General features: G+C 33.6%; 21 protein-coding genes. 3 read left to right on the forward strand and 18 right to left on the reverse strand.

Annotation, left to right across the window (positions count from 1 at the left end):
* Positions 1 to 54: 54 nt before the first annotated feature.
* Both lipA and lplA read right to left on the reverse strand, forming a co-directional pair.
* Positions 55 to 900, reverse strand: a complete 846-nt coding sequence (gene lipA / locus BUA73_RS00470; RefSeq protein ID WP_072901099.1) for a lipoyl synthase — start codon at positions 898 to 900, stop codon at positions 55 to 57.
* Positions 901 to 982: 82 nt separating this feature from the next.
* Positions 983 to 1,963, reverse strand: coding sequence for a lipoate--protein ligase (gene lplA / locus BUA73_RS00475; RefSeq protein ID WP_072901102.1), 981 nt, complete (start codon positions 1,961 to 1,963; stop codon positions 983 to 985).
* 301 nt (positions 1,964 to 2,264) lie between these two features.
* On the opposite strand from lplA, the gene BUA73_RS00480 reads away from it, so the two are divergent.
* The gene (locus BUA73_RS00480; protein ID WP_072901104.1) at positions 2,265 to 3,479 is read left to right on the forward strand and encodes a nucleotidyltransferase; all 1,215 of its coding nucleotides are present in this window, start codon (positions 2,265 to 2,267) and stop codon (positions 3,477 to 3,479) included.
* Positions 3,480 to 3,541: 62 nt separating this feature from the next.
* Positions 3,542 to 4,672, forward strand: a complete 1,131-nt coding sequence (gene ylbJ, locus BUA73_RS00485) for a sporulation integral membrane protein YlbJ (protein WP_084671873.1) — start codon at positions 3,542 to 3,544, stop codon at positions 4,670 to 4,672.
* A gap of 27 nt (positions 4,673 to 4,699) precedes the next feature.
* Here ylbJ and BUA73_RS00490 read toward each other — a convergent pair whose 3' ends face one another.
* The 6 genes from BUA73_RS00490 to BUA73_RS00515 form a co-directional block, all read right to left on the reverse strand.
* Positions 4,700 to 5,221 (reverse strand): hypothetical protein, encoded by a 522-nt coding sequence (locus tag BUA73_RS00490; RefSeq protein WP_072901109.1) that lies wholly within the window; start codon positions 5,219 to 5,221, stop codon positions 4,700 to 4,702.
* 17 nt (positions 5,222 to 5,238) lie between these two features.
* Entirely contained in the window at positions 5,239 to 5,727 is a 489-nt protein-coding gene (coaD, locus tag BUA73_RS00495; RefSeq protein ID WP_072901111.1) for a pantetheine-phosphate adenylyltransferase, read from the reverse strand.
* A gap of 1 nt (position 5,728) precedes the next feature.
* Positions 5,729 to 6,289, reverse strand: coding sequence for a 16S rRNA (guanine(966)-N(2))-methyltransferase RsmD (gene rsmD, locus BUA73_RS00500; protein WP_072901113.1), 561 nt, complete (start codon positions 6,287 to 6,289; stop codon positions 5,729 to 5,731).
* A 38-nt stretch (positions 6,290 to 6,327) separates the two neighbouring features.
* Complete coding sequence (gene recG / locus BUA73_RS00505) at positions 6,328 to 8,364, reverse strand: ATP-dependent DNA helicase RecG (RefSeq protein WP_072901115.1); 2,037 nt, start codon at positions 8,362 to 8,364, stop codon at positions 6,328 to 6,330.
* Between the two features lie 105 nt (positions 8,365 to 8,469).
* Entirely contained in the window at positions 8,470 to 10,137 is a 1,668-nt protein-coding gene (locus BUA73_RS00510; RefSeq protein ID WP_072901117.1) for a DAK2 domain-containing protein, read from the reverse strand.
* A 13-nt stretch (positions 10,138 to 10,150) separates the two neighbouring features.
* Positions 10,151 to 10,501, reverse strand: a complete 351-nt coding sequence (locus BUA73_RS00515) for an Asp23/Gls24 family envelope stress response protein (RefSeq protein WP_072901120.1) — start codon at positions 10,499 to 10,501, stop codon at positions 10,151 to 10,153.
* A gap of 193 nt (positions 10,502 to 10,694) precedes the next feature.
* Between BUA73_RS00515 and rpmB the strand changes: the two genes are divergently transcribed.
* Complete coding sequence (gene rpmB, locus BUA73_RS00520) at positions 10,695 to 10,883, forward strand: 50S ribosomal protein L28 (RefSeq protein WP_072901122.1); 189 nt, start codon at positions 10,695 to 10,697, stop codon at positions 10,881 to 10,883.
* A 205-nt stretch (positions 10,884 to 11,088) separates the two neighbouring features.
* On the opposite strand, the gene BUA73_RS00525 is transcribed toward rpmB, so the two are convergent.
* From BUA73_RS00525 to priA, 10 genes are read right to left on the reverse strand one after another with little or no spacing between them, the layout of a single operon-like run.
* Positions 11,089 to 11,724: a thiamine diphosphokinase gene (locus tag BUA73_RS00525; protein ID WP_072901124.1), complete on the reverse strand. Its 636-nt coding sequence runs from the start codon at positions 11,722 to 11,724 to the stop codon at positions 11,089 to 11,091.
* Positions 11,724 to 12,374, reverse strand: a complete 651-nt coding sequence (gene rpe, locus BUA73_RS00530) for a ribulose-phosphate 3-epimerase (protein WP_072901126.1) — start codon at positions 12,372 to 12,374, stop codon at positions 11,724 to 11,726. The genes BUA73_RS00525 and rpe overlap by 1 nt, the downstream gene beginning before the upstream one ends.
* 3 nt (positions 12,375 to 12,377) lie before the next feature.
* A complete protein-coding gene (rsgA, locus tag BUA73_RS00535; RefSeq protein ID WP_072901128.1) occupies positions 12,378 to 13,238 on the reverse strand; it encodes a ribosome small subunit-dependent GTPase A in 861 nt (286 codons plus the stop codon).
* A 43-nt stretch (positions 13,239 to 13,281) separates the two neighbouring features.
* The gene (gene pknB / locus BUA73_RS00540; RefSeq protein ID WP_072901130.1) at positions 13,282 to 15,156 is read right to left on the reverse strand and encodes a Stk1 family PASTA domain-containing Ser/Thr kinase; all 1,875 of its coding nucleotides are present in this window, start codon (positions 15,154 to 15,156) and stop codon (positions 13,282 to 13,284) included.
* 1 nt (position 15,157) lies between these two features.
* Entirely contained in the window at positions 15,158 to 15,877 is a 720-nt protein-coding gene (locus tag BUA73_RS00545) for a Stp1/IreP family PP2C-type Ser/Thr phosphatase (RefSeq protein ID WP_072901132.1), read from the reverse strand.
* A gap of 13 nt (positions 15,878 to 15,890) precedes the next feature.
* Positions 15,891 to 16,928: a dual-specificity RNA methyltransferase RlmN gene (gene rlmN, locus BUA73_RS00550; RefSeq protein ID WP_072901141.1), complete on the reverse strand. Its 1,038-nt coding sequence runs from the start codon at positions 16,926 to 16,928 to the stop codon at positions 15,891 to 15,893.
* A gap of 9 nt (positions 16,929 to 16,937) precedes the next feature.
* The gene (gene rsmB, locus BUA73_RS00555) at positions 16,938 to 18,263 is read right to left on the reverse strand and encodes a 16S rRNA (cytosine(967)-C(5))-methyltransferase RsmB (RefSeq protein WP_072901143.1); all 1,326 of its coding nucleotides are present in this window, start codon (positions 18,261 to 18,263) and stop codon (positions 16,938 to 16,940) included.
* Between the two features lie 36 nt (positions 18,264 to 18,299).
* The gene (gene fmt / locus BUA73_RS00560; RefSeq protein ID WP_072901145.1) at positions 18,300 to 19,229 is read right to left on the reverse strand and encodes a methionyl-tRNA formyltransferase; all 930 of its coding nucleotides are present in this window, start codon (positions 19,227 to 19,229) and stop codon (positions 18,300 to 18,302) included.
* Between the two features lie 5 nt (positions 19,230 to 19,234).
* The gene (gene def / locus BUA73_RS00565; protein ID WP_072901147.1) at positions 19,235 to 19,681 is read right to left on the reverse strand and encodes a peptide deformylase; all 447 of its coding nucleotides are present in this window, start codon (positions 19,679 to 19,681) and stop codon (positions 19,235 to 19,237) included.
* 13 nt (positions 19,682 to 19,694) lie between these two features.
* A complete protein-coding gene (gene priA, locus BUA73_RS00570; RefSeq protein ID WP_072901526.1) occupies positions 19,695 to 21,893 on the reverse strand; it encodes a primosomal protein N' in 2,199 nt (732 codons plus the stop codon).
* Between the last annotated feature and the right edge of the window lie 10 nt (positions 21,894 to 21,903).

Genomic DNA, 21,903 nt, shown 5'->3' on the forward strand with positions numbered 1-21,903 from the left:
CAAAACATGTGTTCAGTTTCTAAAATTACCACTTTGGCAGCAAAAAAATTTTATTTATTCAAATACTTCCTCAGCATGATATGAACTCCTAACCAATGGTCCAGAAAATACATACTTAAATCCCATTTCCCTAGCCATATTCTCATATTTTTTAAAAACTTCTGGATGAACATACTCTATAACTGCATGGTGGGCTGGAGATGGTTGTAGATACTGCCCTATGGTTACTATATCGCATTTATTATCCTTCAAATCTTTTAATAACTCTAAAACATTTTCCTCTGTCTCTCCAAGCCCTAGCATAAAGCCTGATTTAGTCAGTATATTAGGAGCCATTTCTTTTGTCTTTCTTAAAACGTATAGAGCTCTTTCGTAAACAGCCATAGGTCTCACAGTAGAATATAGCACATGGCTTGTTTCTATGTTATGACCAATAATATCTGGTTTTGAATTTATAACTGTTTCAATGGCTTTATCATCACCCTTAAAATCTGGAATAAGAACTTCTATTCTAGTACTTTTATTTAAAGCCCTTATTTCTTCAACAACCTTTGCAAATTGCTGTGCACCACCGTCTTCAAGATCATCCCTTGTAACTGAGGTTATTACTATGTGCCTTAGTTTCAATTTTTTTACAGCCATAGCTACATTGTGTGGCTCCTCTTTGTTTACAAGCTCTGGCACTCTTTTTGTCACATTGCAAAAAGTACAATTTCGCGTACAATTTTTACCTAAAATCATAAAAGTCGCAGTTTTTTTATTAAAACATTCCATCCTATTAGGGCAATTTGCTTCATCGCATATAGTATTTAAGCCAAACTCTTTTATTGCATTTCTAACAGCACCTGGTGTTCCTTCTCCAATTTTAACTTTTAACCATTGTGGTTTTCTTTCATTCATATTTTACCCCATACAGAATCACACTAAAAGTGACTCCGCACAGATTTCGCCTCCCCTGTATTTTGATATTTTATCAATTATACTAAAACATAACATTTATTAAATCATCAAAGCTTATGTTGCTCATATACTCTGAAACATTAATTTCTCTCAGGGCCTCCCTTACATAATTGCATTGATATTTATTATATCTGATTAGGTTTTCCAACTCGGACACATCTTTTTCACTAAAAAAATCCCCATTGATATTGATATCCTGTATTATATCATTTTCAATAAACATATTAGCTTGAACTATACCCCCAGGAAATTTCTTTTCTCCATGAAAATTAAATTTTGGAGAAGAGCCATAATTCCACAATCTAGTACAATATTTATTTTCCGCAATAATTTTTATGGCACCCCAATCTTCCTCGTTCAATTCGTATATAACACCATTGTTTTTTGTAGAAAAAACATAATCGAAAAGGAATTCTTTAAACTCAATAACACTCATAGGTTCATTCAAATATTCCGACAAATTACTTACTCTACTGGCTACAGATTTTACAGTCTTATCTGAAAACTTTATTTCCTTTACCTTTAATGCTGCTACTAAATCGCTTATGCAAGAAGAAAACAAAAGGGTTCCATGGTGAATCACCTTATCTCTACTGTGGAATTGTGCATTGCCGGAAATTTTTTTATTGTCTATAGTTATATCATTTCTTCCAGACAATTCTGCCTTTACTCCTAGTTTTGACAATGCTTCTATTATGGGAGCTGTAAATGTAGAAAATTCCACTCCCTGTTTAGGAGCTTTCTTTGATATGAACGTAAAATTCAGATTTCCTAAATCGTTAAACACCGCTCCTCCTCCACTCATTCTTCTTACCACGGTAATATTATGTTCTTTAATGTATTCTGTATTTATCTCTGACATAATATCTTGATTCTTACCAATAAGGATACAGGATTCGTTTCGCCAAAGCATAAAACAGTCATCCTGGAACTTGTTCATGATGTATTCTTCTACTGCATGATTTAAATATGGATTAGTATTTTCATTTTTAACAAATATCATATGAATATTACCTCTAGATTATATATTGGTATAACTTAAAATTCATAATACATGTATTCCAGTTTTATAATAAAATACTTTGATTTTTATGTCAATGAATTCATGGCCATTGTCTATTGAAAATACAACTAAAAAAAATCTGCTTATTTAAATTTAAAATGATACTTTAAAAATGCTTTGATGTGAGTAAATCCCTTCATGTTTTCCATAATAAAAACATGGTATAATAAATATTAGTGAACAGATTTCGTCACCAATACATTGAAAGGAGTGTCACTACCATATCAGTGACAATTTTATCATGGGCATAGCAGGAATAATAGCAGAATACAATCCTTTTCATCTAGGACACAAGTTTCATTTAGAATACACAAAAAAAACAACAAACTCTCATGCCATAATAGCTGTTGTCAGTGGCAACTTTGTTCAAAGAGGAGAACCCTCATTGGTGAATAAGTGGCACAAAACCATGATGGCATTAAATAATGGAATAGATCTAGTAATAGAACTACCCCTTGTCTACTCCATTGCCTCTGCGGAATCCTTCGCCTTTGGAGCTGTATCTTTGTTAGATAGCCTAGGTGTTACGGATCATTTGTGCTTTGGGTGTGAAATTGATAATATGCCACTGCTTTGGAGAATTTCTATGGTTTTAGTAGAAGAACCTTTAGAATATAAAAACTCATTGCATAGCTTACTAAAACTCGGCATCTCCTTTGCCTCAGCAAGGGAAAAAGCATTAGAAGGATACTTTAAGCTTAAAGGTGAATACTTCAATACAGAAGAATTAAAACAAATCCTAACTTCATCAAATTCCATACTAGGTATCGAGTATTTAAAATCTCTTATTAAACTTAAGAGCAATATAATACCTCATATTATTAAACGTGTTGGGAGTTCCTATAATTCTTCAAATTTAAGCCATATATCCAGTGCCACCGCCATACGTAAGGCTTTGTTACAAGATAATAAAGATATACAAAACTTAAAGGAATACCTTCCTTCCTCTACTTATAACTTGCTAAGCAGTTTACCCAAAGAATCCCTGATATTTTCTCACTATATGCTTCCCTACTTAAAATACAAAGCTGTACATAAGGAAATTGTAGGCATACCAGGTGCCTCAGAAGGTCTTGAAAATAAGATACACTCCAATATTTTAAGCTGCCAAGACTATTGTGAAATAATTGAAAAAAGCAAATCTAAAAGATATACAACAACAAGGGTCCAAAGAATACTGTGCAATTATTTTATAGGTTCAGAGGAATTAGCTAATTTGTCATATATGCAGAAAGAACCTTGTCCATATGCAAGAGTTCTAGGATTTAATGCGGTAGGACGGCAGCTTCTTTCGGATATAAAGCGAAAGAGTAATATCCCTCTTATAACTAAAATACCTAAAGAACAAGATGATTTTTTAAAACTTGATATACTAGGCACAAATTCTTACTCTATATTGGATAAAAACTTAAGATACAATGAAGATTACTACAGAAGCCCTTTAATCGTAGAATAATGTAATAAATTTATTTTAGAATTATATAATAATATATATAATAATTCTAAGGTGGTTTTATTTTGATTACTACTAAGCCAAATAGCAAAAAAAACAATAACAAATTAGGCATTTTACTTATAACTAGTATTTTAATTTTTGTTTTAATCTATCCAGAAACCTGCATGGAAGGCTGTTCAAAAGGATTAGAACTCTTTGTAACGGCCCTTTTCCCCACTCTTTTTCCCTTTCTTGTTTTGTGCAATATTCTTATACATTTTAAGGGGGAAGAGTTTTACGCACCCTACTTGGGCCCACTTATATGCAAACCACTTAAGCTACCATCTTCTTGCTCCATAGTAATACTTATTAGTTTTTTATGTGGGTACCCCATGGGAGCAAAATACACATGCTCTCTATATGAAAATAAGCAAATTACATATGATAATGCACAAAGACTTTTAAACATAGCATCAAATGCTAGTCCACTTTTTATCTTAGGGACAGTCTCCTTAAGTATTTTAAAAAATTCTTTTTACGGAATCATACTTCTCCTGTCCAATTATTTATCCTGCATACTTATGGGACTTTTACTTAACAACAAAAATAGCTCCCACAAAAACAATACTGTTTTATTAACTAATAAAAATGCTTTGCCTTCCTTCGCCAAGGCCTTTTCCATGAGCATAGACGATGGAATTTCTGTAACCATAAAAGTAGGTGCATACGTTATAATATTTTCTGTTTTAAATAACTTAATAATGAAAAGTCAGGTTTTTAATTCACTTATCTCAAGTAATAATATTATTAGAGTTATAAGCTCCTTTTTAATGTCACTTTTTGAGCTGACAAATGGCTGTATGCTTATTTCTTCTATAAATGCACCTGTATACATTAAATTAGGCCTTATTAGCTTTGCCATATCCTTTAGTGGAATTTGCATTATACTCCAAGTTTACAGCATAGTAATAAGCCATGGATTCTCTATAAAGAAATATGTAATAAGAAAGTTATTTCAAGGCATGCTGAGTTTCTTGATTACAGTGGCAATTTATTTCACACTATTTCAAAATATTTCCTCTACAACTATGGCTTATTGTTACAAGGCAGATTACAAAGCCAAATATTTTATAATGATAATCTTAACCTTATTGCTTTTAGTTTTTAACGTCCTTTTCTCAATTAAAAAACAAAATCATCCTAAAAAGTCGTAGTCTGACTTTTTAGGATGATTTACTTTGCTATAGCTCTTTTATTTCTTCCATATTTTCTTTAATATTTGAATTCATTTTTTTAATGTATGAATCAATATTTTGCCTAAAGGATTCCATTTCCTTTTCAGCTTTGTCCATAAAATTATAATAATTCGTGTTTATACTATTATCCACTTGTTCTAATAGTGCAAGGGAATACTCTTTAGTTCCCTCTGTCACAGCTTTAGATTGTTTTTGGGCACTGGCTAAGATTTTTTTAGCTTTTTCTTCCGCCTCTTTTACGATTTCGTGGTTGTTAACTTTTTGCTTCATAAGCTCCACAGCTTCCCGCTCAATGGCCCTAGCCTTTTCTTCAGCATCATTAATAATTTTATCCTTTTGAGAGCAAATCCAAGTAGCTTTTTTTAGTTCATCGGGAAGATTATCTATTATCTTATCTATTATTTCATTCATTTCCTTTTTGCTTACTAATACCTTGCCACTCATGGGAATTTTAGACGAGGTATCTAAAACCTCTTGAAAATATTCTAATAAACCGATTACATCCATAACCACACCTCCCTGTATTATTTTTCTTTTGATTTTACTTTGTTTTTTATAGCATCTTCTACTACATTGCAAACGTATTGGCTTACAGGTAAACCAAGAAAAGCCATCTGCTTCACCGTGGATGAACTTATATGCATAAACAATGGTTTACTAAACATAACTAAAGTTTCCACACTTTCATTTATAGATTTATTTATACAAGCCATAGATTGCTCGTACTCATAATCACTATAATTTCTTATACCCTTTATTATTATGTTTTCATTATTGGCCCTCATATATTCAACTAATATTCCTTGGTAGCCACATACTTTAACGTTTTGTAGATCTTTACATTGTTGTTTTACAAGCTCTATTCTCTCCTCTAAATTAAACATATAATTTTTATCAGGATTTATCATGACTAATACTGTGACCTGTTGAAACAACTTACTGCACCTTTTAATTATATCATAATGACCCTCAGTAATTGGATCAAAACTCCCTGGATAAACTCCACTTACCATATTAAATCTCCCTATACTTGTATATGAGAACTGTGGTATTGCCATATCTGCGCTTATCACTGAGCATTATGGTTTTATTGCTATCATACACTTGTTCACTACTGTCTATTTTACATACTATTATACCATCTTCTCTAAGACATTTTGTTTTTTCAATAATTTCTATAGCTGGTGGAATCATATCCTTTGCGTAAGGAGGATCTATAAAAATTATATCAAATATTTCTCCTTTGTTGGCAAGCATTTTTAGACTTTCGTAAGAATCGCCCTTTATTGAAAAACAGATATCTTCAAGTTTAAGATTTTCTATATTTTGTTTTAAAAATGAAAACGTAACATTGTCCCTATCAAAAAGGTAACACTTTGAGGCACCTCTGCTAGCTGCTTCAATACCAAGACTTCCAGTGCCTGAAAATACATCCACCACCGTTGCATCCATAATATGATTTTGTATTATACTAAACATTGCTTCTTTAACCCTATCCAGTGTTGGTCTAGTTGTATCGTAGCCCACTGGGCCAAGAAGCTTTCTGCCTTTTCTCGTTCCTGCTATTACTCTCAATTGATTTACCTCCAAATTTATGTAGTTATTTAAATTATCTAGTTAAAACAAATATAATTGCTAGAGTTCTTTATGTAATTTTCAATATAATTTCTCAATTCCAAAGAACTGCTGTCCTCTGAATTAAATATAAACTTTGCTTCTTGGTTTGCTGCCTTTAAGATATTGTAGTCCTCCACAAGATCAGAAATAATGAGTTCAGAATCTCCATGTTGCCTAAATCCAAACAATTCACCACTACCCCTTAGCTTCATGTCCTCTTCAGCTAGCAAAAATCCATTGCTAATGTTTTTCATTATCTCCATTCTTTTTCTTGTATGATCACTTTTAATTTCTGGCAACAAGATGCAATAGGATTTATGCTCTCCTCTTCCAACCCTTCCTCTTAATTGATGAAGCTGAGATAGACCAAATCGTTCCGCATTCTCCACAATCATCACGGTGGCATTGGGCACATTCACTCCTACTTCAATGACAGTTGTAGAGACTAATACTTTAACTATACCCTGATTGAACCTATTCATAACCTCTTCCTTATCCTTAGCATTCATCTTGCCGTGCAAAAATTCAATATCCACCCCCTTAAAAAAGGTCTCTCTTAATTCCTGGTACAGAATTTCCACAGAGCTTAATTTCATTTTATCATTTTCTTCTACAAGAGGGCAAACTACGTATACCTGTCTCCCTTTTTTCACTTCTTCTAAAGCAAATCCATATGCCTTATTTCTCTGTTTTTTATTTATATAAAAGGTCTCCACTGGTTTTCTATTTGGTGGCATCTCATCTATGATAGATTGCTCAAGGTCACCATATATGCAAAGACTCAGAGTTCGTGGAATTGGAGTTGCAGTCATTACTAGTACATCTGCACTATTATTTTTACTAGACAACCTACACCTTTGGTTTACACCAAACCTATGCTGTTCGTCAGTAATTATTAGGCCAAGGTTTTTAAACTCCACATCCTCTTCAATGAGAGCATGAGTCCCTATGATAATGTGGATTTCTCCATTTCTAAGCCTTTCTTTTATTATTTTTTTATTTTTTGCCGTGGTGCTCCCCACCAACAATTCCACATTAATATCAAAACCTTCTAATCTCTCCTTTACCTCAGAAAAATGTTGTTTGGCTAGAATTTCAGTGGGAGCCATCATCAAAGCTTGATAAGAAGCTTTTACCACATTGTACATTGCCACAATTGCCACAATAGTTTTCCCACTTCCCACATCCCCCTGTACAAGCCTGTTCATAACAGAAGGACTTTTTTGATCTAATAATATTTCCCGAATAGCTCTACACTGCGCTTCTGTTAGCTGAAATGGAATGCTCTCTTTTAGCTTAATTAGCTCGCTACTTATGGGAATGGAATTACCTAAATTAGCTTGACTCATAGCCCTTAACCAAAGAATCTTCATTGAATATGTAAAAAGCTCTTGAAACTTCAATCTCCTCTTGGCCTGTTCTAAAAGTTCTCTTCCCTTAGGACAGTGAATATTTCTAATGGCACTATCTAAATCTATTAATCTATATTTTTTTATTATATCATATGGGAGGTTGTCAACAATTTTTATATCTACTAGAAGATTTGTTATTATTTTATTTAAAAAATTATTTGTGATACTACCCTTTTGAGGGTAAATGGCTATAATTTTATTTTTATCTCCCTGAGAATTTCTTATGATTTTAGGATTAGTGATCTCTATGTTCTTCCCTACAACCTTACATATTCCCTTTAACAAGTATGTATCATCAATTTTTAAGGAGTTTTTTATATAGGGTTGATTGAACCATTTTGCCGTGAATTTACATCCATTTTGTTGAAAGATCACACTGGAAATAGTCATATTTGCCTTAACCCTTATATCACTGTTAATCTTAAAAACCTTGGCATAGATGAATATCTTTTCCTTATCTTCACAGCTATTTATATTTTCAGCGAAATTTACCCCTTCATAATCTCTAGGAAAATATAAAAGTAAATCCATCACTGTATAAATTCCAATTTTGTTCAGCTCAATTTGAGATTTAGGACCTACGCCCTTTATAAATTTAACATCACTATTTACAGAAAGCAACTATTATCATCCTTTCAATAGTATTTTTGTTAATGTAATTATTATACAATGTTATTTTGACAAGTTCAAATATAATGTAAAGAAAAAAGCCCTAGGGCTTTTTTCTTATTCAACAGATATAATAAAATAATGTAGAGGCTGTTTGCCTTCATAACATTGAATGTCCTTATCGCTGTACTTCTTTTCAAGGTTATGGATCATATCATCTACCTTGTCTTTTTCACAATCTTCACCGTAATACACGGTTACAATCTCGCTATCTTCTGTAATCATCTTACCTATTAACTCTTCACACACAGTGTATATATCTTTACCCACAGATACTATTTTATCTTCTTGTAATCCAAGAATATCATCTTTTTTTATTGTGACACCCTCATTTACGGAATCCTTCACGGCAAAAGTAACAGATCCAGTAGAAACGTCCCTTATTGCCTCTTCCATATTTTCTATATTTGATTCCAAGTCGTCATCTTCATTGAATACAGTAAGTGCAGTTATTCCCTGAGGAATAGTTTTTGTTGGTAAAACCACTACTTTTTTATCCGTTATATCAACAGCTTGATTTGCCGCCATAATTATGTTTTTATTGTTTGGAAATATAATTATGTTATCTGCATCTATACTTTCAACACTACTTAGTATATCCTGTGTGCTAGGATTCATGGTCTGTCCGCCTTCAATAATTCTTGTAACTCCAAGTTCTTTAAAAATCGAAGATATGCCTTGACCTTTGGCCACAGCTACAAAACCATATTTTTTGTGCTCTTCCGCAACAACAGTTTCTTTTTCCTCTTGTGAAGTTTTATTTTCACTTTGCTGTATTTCTTCTTCTTTAAAAATAAGATGTCTATGTTGTTCTCTCATATTTTCTATCTTGATCTTTGATAACTCTCCTAGCTTAAGTGCTTTAGACAAAACTAAACCAGGGTCATCGGTGTGTATATGAACTTTTACGATGTCATCAAGTCCTACCACCACCATAGAATCTCCATGCTTTTCAAGTTCTCCCTTAAATGCTTCTAAATCCACATGATCACTAATGACAAAGAACTCTGTACAATAACCAAATTTTATGCTATCAGTGCTTATAAGACTTTGGGGATTTGAATTGCGAACAATTTTCTGTTCCTTAGAATCCTCTGTTCTCTTAACATCTATGTTATTGGATAAAGCCTCACACATACCTTTAAATAAAAGTAAAAGGCCGTATCCACCAGCGTCAACTACATTTGCCTCTTTTAATTGCGGAAGCATCTCAGGAGTTTTATTTAAAACCACCTTACCATAAGATAAGATTTCTTCAAAGAAATCACCTACCTGGGTTTTATGGCTTTTTTCAGCTGCCTCTGAGCAAGCTCTGATTATGGTCAATATGGTTCCTTCTGTAGGTCTCATTACAGCCTTATATGCAAATCTGCTTGCTTCACTAAAAGCTAGCTTTAAATCCTCTACATTGGCAACTTTTTTGTTTTCAAGTCCCTTGGCAAATCCTCTTAAAATCTGAGACAATATAACTCCAGAGTTACCTCTAGCACCCATAAGTGCTCCCTTAGAAAGGACTTTAGCTATATTTCCCACTGTATCATTTTTCATAGATAAAATTTCTTGTACGGCAGAATCAAAAGTCATCCACATATTTGTACCGGTGTCTCCATCAGGAATAGGGAAAACATTTAAGGAGTTAACATATTGCTTCTCTTCTCCTAGTTTGTTTGCTGCGTTTATCAACATGTTATAAAACTTTTGTCCATTAATCTCTTTGTAATCCAATTGTTATCCCTCCTTAGACACGTATACCCTGAACATTCACAGTAACACTGGAAACTTTTAATCCAGTTAGATTTTCAATAGTGTATTTAACCTTTTCAATTATATTGTTTGCAATAACAGATATCTTAATTCCATACTCCACTATTACAAACAATTCAATGCTTACCATCTCATCTTTAAAATGAATTTTTACACCTTTATTTAAATTTTCACGTCTTAGCAATTCCCAAAAACCGTCTTTAGCATTTTTTGATGCCATGCCAACTACTCCATAGCATTCCATTGTAGACAATCCTACAATATTTCCAAGCACCTCATCAGTATACTGAATAATACCAAACTCATTGGTCAGCCTTCCACTCATAAACTATACCTCCTTATATTTTCTTAATATCATATTACATTATACATCAATTTTATTCAAGTTAACAAATTTTATTATAATATTGTTTAAGAATTTTTCAATACATATTGATTAATTAATACAATGTGTGTTACAATAATTTGTGTTTGAATTCGTAGATTTCCCATAAGATACAAAGAGGAGGTGCTTTTACATGTCAAGAATATGCGATGTTTGTAATAAAGGCGTTGTTTACGGTAAGCAACGAAGCCATGCAGAGAATAAGAGTAGCAGAACTTGGGTTCCAAACCTAAAAAAAGTTAAAGTTATGGTTAACGGTACTCCTAAAACTTTAAAAGTTTGTACTAGTTGTTTACGTTCTGGTAAAGTTGAGCGTGCATAATTATAAATTAAAATGCAGTAATTAATACTGCATTTTTTATTTTTTATCTTTTTTTATAAAAACTTTAACAATTCTAGAAATAAATTTAGGCAATTTAATTGCAACGATCTTCATATCCATCTCCTAAAAATCATGCTACACTATATTATATTACCCTTATAATTTTCTATGACTCTTCTACTAATTATTCTAATTTGCCTCTTACCTAATCCCGTGGAAATATTAAAAGTAAAATTCCACTGTCAAAGCTGATGCTTACATTTTTTTCTTCAAACACATTAGACACAGTTAGGGGACTTCCACTCCTTAATTGAATGCCATTTAGGGGATATTTAGCTCCTTCAATTTTAAGGTTTGTTACATCCTCTCTAAAAGCTTGTAGGGAAAATATCGCTCCCACAGGACCACTAATGGTTTTACTACTTTTAACAACCTGCACAATATTATTATCATCAATTATTTTGATGTGACATCCTTTAATGGCATAGTCCACCATAAGACCTATATTGGCCAAGGTGTGATCTATCCTTGTACCAGTACATCCCAACATTATAATAAAATCTATTCCTTCTTCGATTAAATACTTAATTGCCAATTCTGTATCAGTGTAATCTTTTTCGGGACTGTACTCTACAAACTCACAATTCTTGTTTTTAAAATGTTTTTTTACTTCCTTATCTATAGAGTCAGAATCCCCTATTATAGCTTTACAGTCCAAATTATACTTATAGGCTGTATTAGCACCTCCATCTGCACAGACTATTACATTTTCGCCCTTAGTAACAGCTTCAATAATTTCAGACGAGGGAGGTGTTCCTCCCCCTAATACTATTCCAAACATTATAAAATTGCCTCTCTTATTTTATTTATATTGGACTTTACATCCCCATTTTTAAAAACTGCAGAGCCCGCCACAATAATGTCTGCTCCGTGGTCAATTACCTTTTTTACATTATCAGCCGTAACACCACCATCCACCTCTATGAGAAGTTGTTTATTGCATTCATTGGCAAGGGCTCTCACTTCGGCAATCTTCTTTGAGCAATAATCTATATAGCTCTGTCCCCCAAAACCAGGGTTAACGGACATTATAAGCACCATATCCAACTTAGGTATAAGATCCTTGATAACGCATACTGGAGTTCCAGGATTAATAGCCACAGCTGCCTTTACATTCTTACTTTTTATATAACTTATTGTCCTATCTATATGTTTGTCAGCCTCATGGTGCACAGTTATAATATCTGCTCCAGCTTTTACAAAATCATCTATATACAATGATGGGTTTTCAATCATAAGATGGACGTCAAAAGGAAGCGTAGTATAACTCCTAATACTTTTTATAATAGGACATCCAAAGCTTATATTTGGTACAAAGGCTCCATCCATGACATCTATGTGAACCAAATCCGCTCCATAATTCTCTATTTCCTTTATATCCCTTCCTAAGTTTGCAAAATCCGCCGATAAAATTGATGGTGCGATCTTCATTCTTTAGTACCTCCTAGTATTGATTATTTCTTCTAAAATTTTAATGTACGCTTGATATCTCAATGGGTGAATTTCTTCTCCCACTTTTAGTTTAACAGAGCAACCTGGCTCCTTATGGTGCATACAATTGGAAAACTTACAATTCCCAGCTAGTTCTCTTATCTCTGGAAAACAGTTTTGTAATTCTTCTTTTTCTATAAAATCAGTTTTTATGGAAGAAAAGCCAGGCGTATCCACAACAAAGCCCTCTTCGTATTCTATGAGTTCCGCATGTCGTGTGGTATGCTTACCTCTTTTAAGTTTAATGCTTATATCTCCCGTTTCCATGTGTTCAACGCCAATTAAGCTATTGAGTATGGTGGATTTCCCCACACCTGATGGCCCACAAAAAACAGAAATGTGATCTTTTAATCTACACTTTATACTTTCCATATTATCTTTATGACAATTTAAATATATTTTATCGTAGGGAAGAGTATCTAGCATTTTAAAAATTTCTTCTCCATACCCTTCCTCTACCAAGTCCATTTTATTAATACATAACACTATATTTAAATTATTGTACTGGCAAAGTACGAGGAATCTGTTCAAAAGGTCTAAGTTTATATCCGGGCTCTTTACAGTAAAAACTACAAAGGCTTGAGTTACATTAGATACAAAGGGCCTTATTAGTTCACTTACTCTTGGACATATTTCACCGATTACGCCATCATTTTCTTTTTCTACATCAAAACATACTTCATCTCCCACCATAGGGGTAGAATTGTTGTGTCTAAACTTACCTCTTGCCTTGCAATTGTAATGCTTACCCTGCGATGATACCACATAAAGACCACCAACGCCTTTTATTATTCTGCCTTTCATCGTTCCTCCAAAATTGTTATATATTATTGTTAAATATAGTAAATTATTCTGTTTGTTTTTTAGTATCTGTAGTACTGCCGCTATTATTCGTTTTTGGTTTTACATCTCCGCTGCTTGTAGCACCGTCTTTATTTCCATTTTCCACATCTTCATTTTGAGAAGGGTCAGGTTTTTCAACCACAGGTTTCTTTTCTTCGTATTTATAGTATGTTAGATTTATCTTTGTTCCTTCTTCCACTTCAGTATTTTTAGATATACTCTGACTTATTACCATATCTTTAAGGGAAATATCATTTGTAATCACTGGTGTTTTCGTTCCAACTCCCAAATTTAAAGTTGTTATTATCAGTTCTGCTTCACTCAATGTTCTGTCTACTACATTCTGCATTTTTACCTTTTTAATTTCCTTACCCTTGCTTACAACAAAATTAATTTTGCTATTTACAGGCACAGAAGCACCTGAACCAGGGCTGTAGCTTATAATATGGTTTTCTTCAAAATCATTGCTGTACTCTCTTTTTACTTCTCCAACTTGTAATTTTAAATCTGTAAGTTTACTTCTTACTTCTTCAAAATCCTTATTATGAAAATCATCTAAAGTAACAGTTTCCTCTTGACCTTTGCTTATCTTTACCTTTACAACTGTATTCTTATCAACTTTTTCACCCTCTAATGGATTACAACTTATAACTTCATCTTTAGGTTTTATACTATCTTCTTCACCCTCTACCTTAAAAAGTAGGCCGGCACTTTGGATTTTCTTTTCAGCTTCATATTTGTCAAGTCCAACAATACTAGGAACTGACACATAGCCGCCCCCACTGCTGACCATTTTATATATGAAAATGCCCAGTAAGGCTATTATTATAATGGCTACACCAATACTAGTTCCAAGTATAATGTTTTGTTTCTTGTCTTTTTTAGAGTTCTCGTCGTACTCCTCATAATAATCATCTTCATCATCATCTTCTTCGTCATACTTTCTTTTTGCACTGGAATCATTGTTAACTCTTCTATTTTTATATTCCTCTGCTTTTACCGGTCTCATTACCCTTGTAAAATCATTTTCATTATCTTCACCTAAATCAATCTCTACATCTTTGTTATTTTTAATATTGATCATGTCGGATATCATATCTCTTATGGATTGATATCTCTTCAGCGGTTCTTTGCTTATGGCCTTTAAAACAAGATCGTTCATGCTTTTAGGTATCCTAGGATTTATGCTCATAGGTGGTACTGCATTTTCTTGTATATGCTTTAGGGCTACTGTAACAGCGCTATCTGCCTCATAAGGTACTTTACCTGTAAGCATTTCATATAAAACAATTCCAAAAGAATAAATATCGGTCCTTCCATCCAACACTGAACCTTTTGCCTGTTCAGGTGAAAAATAATGTGCCGAACCTATAACCCTTGTTGTATTAGTAACTGTAGCTGAGTTCACAGCTTTTGCTATGCCAAAGTCTGTTACTTTTGCAACCCAGTCATTTGTAACTAATATATTTTGAGGTTTTATATCCCTATGAATTATGCCATTTCTATGAGCACAATCAATTGCCCTTGCAATCTGTATTCCAAGATGCAAAACCACCTCAATTGATAAAGAGCCGTTTCTTTTTATACATTGTTTAAGGGTTTCACCAGTTACAAGTTCCATCACTATGTAATTTATGCCCTCATCAGAACCCACATCATAAATGCCAACAATATTATTGGAAGACAATATAGCTGAAGCCGTTGCCTCCATCTTAAATTTCTCCACAAAATCTGCATCATGAGAATACTCAGATTTAAGTATCTTAACTGCTACAAATCTATTCAAAAGCCTGCACTTTGCCTTGTAAACCTCAGCCATGCCGCCTTCTCCAATTTTTTCTAAAATCTCATATCTATTACCAAGCACCATACCAACCATATTACTCCGCTCCTTTAAAAATCATAATGGATATATTATCCTTACTGCCATTATTCTTACTCAAATCAACCAAGTCTTTACAAGCTTCAATTTCGCACATTTTTCCAGCCTTATCTAAAATGTCATAAGGTGTAACTCCATTAGTCAACCCGTCACTGCATAAAATAACCTTAAATATATTTTCTATATTTACCTTCATGATATCCACAACTACATCAAAATCTGTGCCTACAGCTCTGGTAATAATATTTTTGTTTACACATTTATTTTTTTCTTCTTCTGTTATTACACCACAGTCCACTAATTTTTGTGCATAGGAATGATCCTTTGTAAGTTTTGCAATGGACATATCTTTATATATAACCATACAGGAACTATCTCCCACATGACCAACATACATCATCTTGTCAGATATTACACAAGCCGTTATAGTTGTACCCATGCCATTGTACTTTTCATTGCCCAGTGATTTTTCATAAATCAAAGTGTTCACTCGCTTTATAGCCTCTTCTAGAGAGGAAGCTATATCCATTCTATTTTCCTTGCGTTTAAAGAATGTTAAAAATCCGTCTATAGCCAGCTTGCTGGCCACTTCTCCAGCAAGATGCCCCCCCATGCCGTCTGCAATTGCATAGACTCTGAAATCTTCTTCTTCAAAATACCCAACCGAATCTTCATTGAGATTTCTGTAATTTCCAATATCAGAAATAACACCTGTCAATTATAATCCCCCCTTATGGTATCTTAGAACCGTTAATATAGCTTCTTCTAAGTTGTCCGCAAGCCGCGTTTATGTCTCCTCCCATTTCCCGTCTTAATGTAGCCTCAATTCCATTTTTTAAAAGAATACTTTTGAATTCATTTATAATTTCTTTGTCAGCTTTTATATACTCTCTCTCTTTTACTTCATTAATAGGAATAAGGTTAACATGACAGAGAAGGCCCTTAAGCATCTTACTTAACTCTTCTGCACAGGAGGGAGAATCATTTAATCCCTTGATCAGTGCATACTCAAAGGTTACCCTTCGGTTAGTTTTATCTATGTAGAATTGGCAACTTTTTATGAGCTCATCAATGCTATAACTATTTGCCACTGGCATACTCTGTTTTCGTATTATATCATTAGGAGCATGGAGAGAAATAGCAAGAGTAATTTGGAGTCCTTCACGGGCAAGGTCATATATCTTAGGAACAATTCCACAAGTTGATAGTGTAATATGTCTCTGTCCTATATTTAAACTATATTTTTCATTCACCATTTTTATGAATTTAATTACATTTTCATAATTGTCTAATGGCTCACCACTTCCCATGAGAACAATGTTTGATATGCGCTGTCCTAGGTCCTTTTGAACTGCCAAAATCTCTCCAATTAACTCACCAGCTGTCAAATCCCTTACTCTTCCATCAATGGTAGATGCACAGAATTTGCAACCCATTCTACACCCAATCTGAGTAGATATGCATATGGAATATCCATAAACATATTTCATTACTACAGACTCAATGATGTTTCCGTCTTCGTATATAAGAAGGTACTTTCTAGTCTCATCTTTTTTTGAAACCATCTTTTCCAAAACCCTGGGGATAGATATAGTAAAAACCTCATTGAACTTTTCTCTACTACTCTTGGGAATATTGTTCATCTGCTGAAATTCAAATACACCCTTATATATCCAATCTAGTACTTGTTTAGCCCTAAATGAATTTTCTCCATTTTCACTCATCCATTGTTTAAGTTCATCTAGTGTTAAATCCAATAAATTTATCATGCATTACACCTACACTCTCTTAAGTTTACAGATAAAAAAGCCATCCATATATTCATTGGGTAGTATAGTTATTGTCCCCAAGTTACTATATAGTATATTTTCATTTTTGCCTATATACAATGGTTCAATATGGTATTCCTCATTGTTTTTTATAAAGTCATCAATTATCCCGTCATTTTCCTTCATATTCAGTGTACATGTAGAGTAAATTAGAGTCCCACCTTTTTTTACATATCTAGCTGCATTTTGCAAAGTAGTTTTTTGCAAGTTACAAAGCTCATTTAGCTGTTTTTCTGCTTTATTCCACTTTATTTCTGGCTTTTTTCTTATTATGCCTAAACCAGAACAAGGAGCATCCACCAACACACAATCAGCATAACAAGAGAGCTCTTCATAAAAATGTTCAGCATCATTTATGGATGCTTTAATTATATCAATTCCCAGTCTTTCAGCATTTTCTTTTATTAGTTTAATCTTATGTTCATGTATATCGAAGGCTAGTATTTCACCCTTATTTTGCATTATTTCTGCTAGGTGTGTTGTCTTTCCTCCAGGAGCACTACACATATCAATAACTCTATCATTGGCCTTCACTCCCATAAGAGGTGCTACCAGCATGGCACTTTCATCCTGTGGCGTTATGTATCCTTCTTTAAAAAGCCTGTTTTTCTCTATAGAACTACCATGTTTTATAATTATGCCTTCAGGACAAACATCACTTTCTTCTACTTCATAATTTTCCTGGCATAACATGTCAAATATTTCATTGTACTGGGCTTTTAAAAGGTTCGCCCTAACAGTAACTGCTGGTCTTATATTGGATCCTTCCAATATTTTAATCATAGTGTGCTCACCGTATTGCTCTTTGTACAATTTAATAATCCACTGAGGGAAAGAGAACTTATAAGATATCTTTTCCTCATAGCTTTCACATTTTAAATGAGGTTCGCCCTTTCTCATATAATTTCTGAGCACACCATTTACAAGTTTGCTCTCTTTTATACCTCTTAGCTTTTTGCAAATATTCACAGCCTCGTTTACTATGGCAAAGTCGGGAATTTTGTCCAAATACTTGAATTGATAAATGGAGATTCTTAAAATAGATAAGGTTATCTTGTCAAGACTATCCACACCTTCCCTCAAATAATAGTTTAGAGTTTCATCTATGATTAATTTGTATTTTAAAGTACCATACACAATCTCAGTAATGAGGGATTTATCTTCTTTGCTCATATCCTTGTACTTGTTCAAATACATATTTAAAGTAATGTTTGAATAGGCATTTTTATATAATACCTGGTTTATTATCTCTACTGCAATTTCTCTACTATTCATGTATTAAATTAAGCTCTTTATATAAATTGTTCATATTTATATAAGAACTACTCCTTCTTCAATTGTATTCCCCTTTATGAACTCAGACACATCCATTGATTTCTTTCCAGGAAATTGTATATTTTTTATAAGAATGCTGCCCATTTTACATGCCACCACTATACCTTTTTTGTCCACCTTTAATATTATACCAGGCTCATTTTGTGTGTTTTTTTCTATAACTGTGCTTTTGTGTATTTTCATAACAATATCCTTGTAGTTTGTATGGGCAACAGGCCATGGATTAAGACCTCTTATAAAATTGTGAACTTCTTCTGCAGATTTGTGCCAATCTATCTTTGCCATTTCTTTATTTAGCATGGATGCGTACATTGTAGTAGTTTCACCTTGTTTTACAGGGGTAATTTCGCCTCTACAAATACCCTCCAACGTCCTTACAAGTAAGTCTGCACTTCTCTCCATGAGAATATCGTGCAATTGTCCTGCAGTCATATCATCATCAATAACAACTTCATCCTTAAGAAGGATATCTCCTGTATCAAGACCCTTATCCATAAGCATAGTTGTATTTCCTGAGATCTTTTCCCCTTGGATAATTGCCCAATTCACCGGTGCCGCACCTCTGTACTTTGGCAGTATGGAACCGTGGACATTTATACAACCTTTTGAAGGTATTTTAAGCACTTCTTCTGTTAGTATCTGTCCATAGGCAATTACAACTATAAAATCCGGCTTTAACTGTTCTATTATATTTATTGAATCATTGTCCTTTCTCAAAACAGTAGGTTGATACACTGGAATATGGTGTTCCAAAGCCACTTCCTTTACGGGAGACATAGAAAGCTTTTTGCCTCTTCCCTTTGGTTTGTCTGGCTGAGTAAACACAGCACACACCTCAAATTCTTTTATTAAAGCTTTTAAAGCAGGAACTGCAAAGTCCGGAGTTCCCATAAAAACAATCTTCATAAACCTTATCTCTCCTTTAGGCTCTTATCTATAAACAATACACCATGAAGGTGATCTATTTCGTGGCAAAGAGCTCTCGCCAAAAGCTCAGTTCCCTCGATGGTGATATTGTCACCTCTTTCGTTTAATGCCTTTACCTTTACGTAATTAGGCCTTTCCACCTTATCCCTAACATCCTTTACACTTAAGCATCCTTCAAAATCAATTTGAGAACCGCTGCTCTCTACAATAACAGGATTAATCATTACCATGGGACCCTGACCTACATCAACAACCGCTATGCTCTTTAGTATTCCAACCTGAGGAGCTGCTAGACCAACGCCCTGGCACCTATACATAGTTTCTTTCATGTCTTCGATTAAAACAAGTTCTCTTTCTGTTATCTCCTCTACCAGGCGACATTCCTTCCTCAATATAGGATCTCCATTGTATCTTATGTTTCTTGTTGCCATTGTACTTCCCCCTTTATATAAATGAGTTGGGATTTATATCTAAACTTATCTTTATATTTTTATATTTTCCCATATTTAATGTTTCATAAACAATGTTTTTTATATTTGTTGCAAAAATTTGATTGAAATCTCCTTTAATGATTATATTCCATCTATATTCATTCTTCAATTTAAATATAGTGCTAGCACTAGGTCCTAATATATTTATTTTATCATAATTATGCGCAAACTTCCGTATTTTTTGGTTTAAAATACTTACATATTCGTAACATTTATTTTTATCCTGTGAACTTATATTGATAAGCAGTACTCTTCCAAAGGGAGGGTACTCCATGACTTTTCTCATTTTTATTTCATCTGAAAAAAAGGAAGCATAGTCATTTTTAAAGGCACATTGAATGCTATAATTATCTGGTGAATATGTTTGTATTATGACTTTTCCACTCTTCTCTCCCCTACCTGCTCTACCGGATACTTGGGTTATCAATTGGAATGTTCTTTCCGCAGCTCTATAATCAGGATTATTTAAGGATAAATCAGCCGCCAATATGCCAACTAAAGTTACATTCTCAAAATCTAAGCCCTTTGCTATCATTTGAGTTCCTATCAATATATCAGCTTTCTTCTCTTTGAAAATATTGTACAAAGTTTCGTAGGATTCTTTCTTTCTAGTGGTGTCATAATCCATTCTAATTACTCTGGCATTTTTAAAACAACGATTAATTTCCTTTTCCACTTTTTCAGTTCCCACTCCAAAATACTTCACGTATTTGCTCTTGCATTTTGGACATATATTTACTGCAGTCTCAGTGTACCCACAGTAATGACATACCATTTGGCCATTATTGTGGTAGGTGAGGCTTATATCACAATTTTTACATTTAAACACGTAACCACATTTTCTACAGGATACAAAGGGTGAAAAACCACGTCTATTGAGGAATAGTATAACTTGATTACCTTGATTTAGACATTTATCTATTTCTTCATACAGTATTCTGCTGAACATGGATTTATTATTGTTGCTCAACTCTTCTCTCATATCCACAATTATAGATGAAGGCATGGCTCTATCATCTACCCTTGTATTCATTTCTATAAGAGCGATTTCTCCATTAGTTGCCTTGTTATATGTTTCAATGCTTGGAGTTGCTGAGCCTAAAACTACCTTCACTCCCTGAATTTTACCCATAATATGGGCAACTTCCCTGGCGTCATATTTTGGATCGCTATCGGATTTATAGCTGTTCTCATGTTCCTCATCAATTATTATAAGTCCTAAGTTATGAAAGGGCAAAAATAAAGCAGAACGAGCTCCAACAGCTACATTTACCCGACCCATTTTAACTCTCATCCATTGGTCGAATCGTTGCCCCTGAGATAATCTACTGTGAAAAATAGCTATTGAATCTCCAAACCTCCCCTTAAACCTCTCAATCATCTGAGGTGTTAATGCTATTTCTGGAACTAAAACAATACTTTCCTTGCCGCTATTTATCATCTTTTCAACTAAATTTAAGTACACTTCTGTTTTGCCACTACCGGTTACACCATGGATTAGATACTCTGAATTTTCACCTTCTAATATTCTTTTAACGGCAGCTTCTTGCATGGAGTTAAGCTGTTTTTTATCATAGAATTGGTATTTTTTGCTTCCCACCCTCCAATCTATTTCCTCAGAAATTACAATGAAATCATGTTTTATTAGAGTATTCACCGAGCTAATGGAAAGATCATATTGCCTACACAATTGATTTTTATCCATTTTTTCTTTTGACACCAACTCCATTATAGTTGTGTAAGGTTCTTTATCAAACTTGCCTTCTAGAGGTCTGCCCAATAAGAGGATGCTTTTTTTCTTGAATCCAGTGCCTTTAGATATCCCCACGGGAAGGAAAAGACGAATGCACTCCATGAACGTGCAAAGATATTTTTCTCGCATTATCTCTATTAATTTTAAAGTATCTTCTGTGAGAAGAGGCTTTTCATCGCAAAATTCCTTTATTGATTTATAATCAATATTTTTGTCCACATCAATCTCGCTTAAAACACCTACTACGTACCCTTCGCTTAATCTATTGCCCTTGCCAAAAGGCACTTTAACCCTATATCCTAATGGATTAAAATCCTGTTCATCACTAATTTTATAGGTAAAAAATCTGTCTACTGCATTGCTAGTGGAGTTTATAATAACTTTTGCAAATCTTTCCATAATATCACCC

Source organism: Hathewaya proteolytica DSM 3090, from assembly GCF_900142225.1.
Lineage (GTDB): Bacteria > Bacillota > Clostridia > Clostridiales > Clostridiaceae > Hathewaya > Hathewaya proteolytica.

Excerpts from the sequence above, each read along its gene's own strand:
- lipA (WP_072901099.1), bottom strand. The coding sequence starts at position 900 with ATGAATGAAAGAAAACCACAATGGTTAAAAGTTAAAATTGGAGAAGGA.
- lplA (WP_072901102.1), bottom strand. The coding sequence starts at position 1,963 with ATGATATTTGTTAAAAATGAAAATACTAATCCATATTTAAATCATGCA.
- fmt (WP_072901145.1), bottom strand. The coding sequence starts at position 19,229 with ATGAAGATTGTTTTTATGGGAACTCCGGACTTTGCAGTTCCTGCTTTA.
- pknB (WP_072901130.1), bottom strand. The coding sequence starts at position 15,156 with ATGGTTGGTATGGTGCTTGGTAATAGATATGAGATTTTAGAAAAAATT.
- def (WP_072901147.1), bottom strand. The coding sequence starts at position 19,681 with ATGGCAACAAGAAACATAAGATACAATGGAGATCCTATATTGAGGAAG.
- priA (WP_072901526.1), bottom strand. The coding sequence starts at position 21,893 with ATGGAAAGATTTGCAAAAGTTATTATAAACTCCACTAGCAATGCAGTA.
- BUA73_RS00490 (WP_072901109.1), bottom strand. The coding sequence starts at position 5,221 with ATGGATGTAATCGGTTTATTAGAATATTTTCAAGAGGTTTTAGATACC.
- rsmB (WP_072901143.1), bottom strand. The coding sequence starts at position 18,263 with ATGAATAGTAGAGAAATTGCAGTAGAGATAATAAACCAGGTATTATAT.
- BUA73_RS00525 (WP_072901124.1), bottom strand. The coding sequence starts at position 11,724 with ATGTTTGGAATAGTATTAGGGGGAGGAACACCTCCCTCGTCTGAAATT.
- rsgA (WP_072901128.1), bottom strand. The coding sequence starts at position 13,238 with ATGAAAGGCAGAATAATAAAAGGCGTTGGTGGTCTTTATGTGGTATCA.
- coaD (WP_072901111.1), bottom strand. The coding sequence starts at position 5,727 with ATGGTAAGTGGAGTTTATCCAGGGAGTTTTGATCCAATTACTGAGGGT.
- BUA73_RS00480 (WP_072901104.1), top strand. The coding sequence starts at position 2,265 with ATGGGCATAGCAGGAATAATAGCAGAATACAATCCTTTTCATCTAGGA.
- rpmB (WP_072901122.1), top strand. The coding sequence starts at position 10,695 with ATGTCAAGAATATGCGATGTTTGTAATAAAGGCGTTGTTTACGGTAAG.
- BUA73_RS00515 (WP_072901120.1), bottom strand. The coding sequence starts at position 10,501 with ATGAGTGGAAGGCTGACCAATGAGTTTGGTATTATTCAGTATACTGAT.
- rlmN (WP_072901141.1), bottom strand. The coding sequence starts at position 16,928 with ATGATAAATTTATTGGATTTAACACTAGATGAACTTAAACAATGGATG.
- rpe (WP_072901126.1), bottom strand. The coding sequence starts at position 12,374 with ATGAAGATCGCACCATCAATTTTATCGGCGGATTTTGCAAACTTAGGA.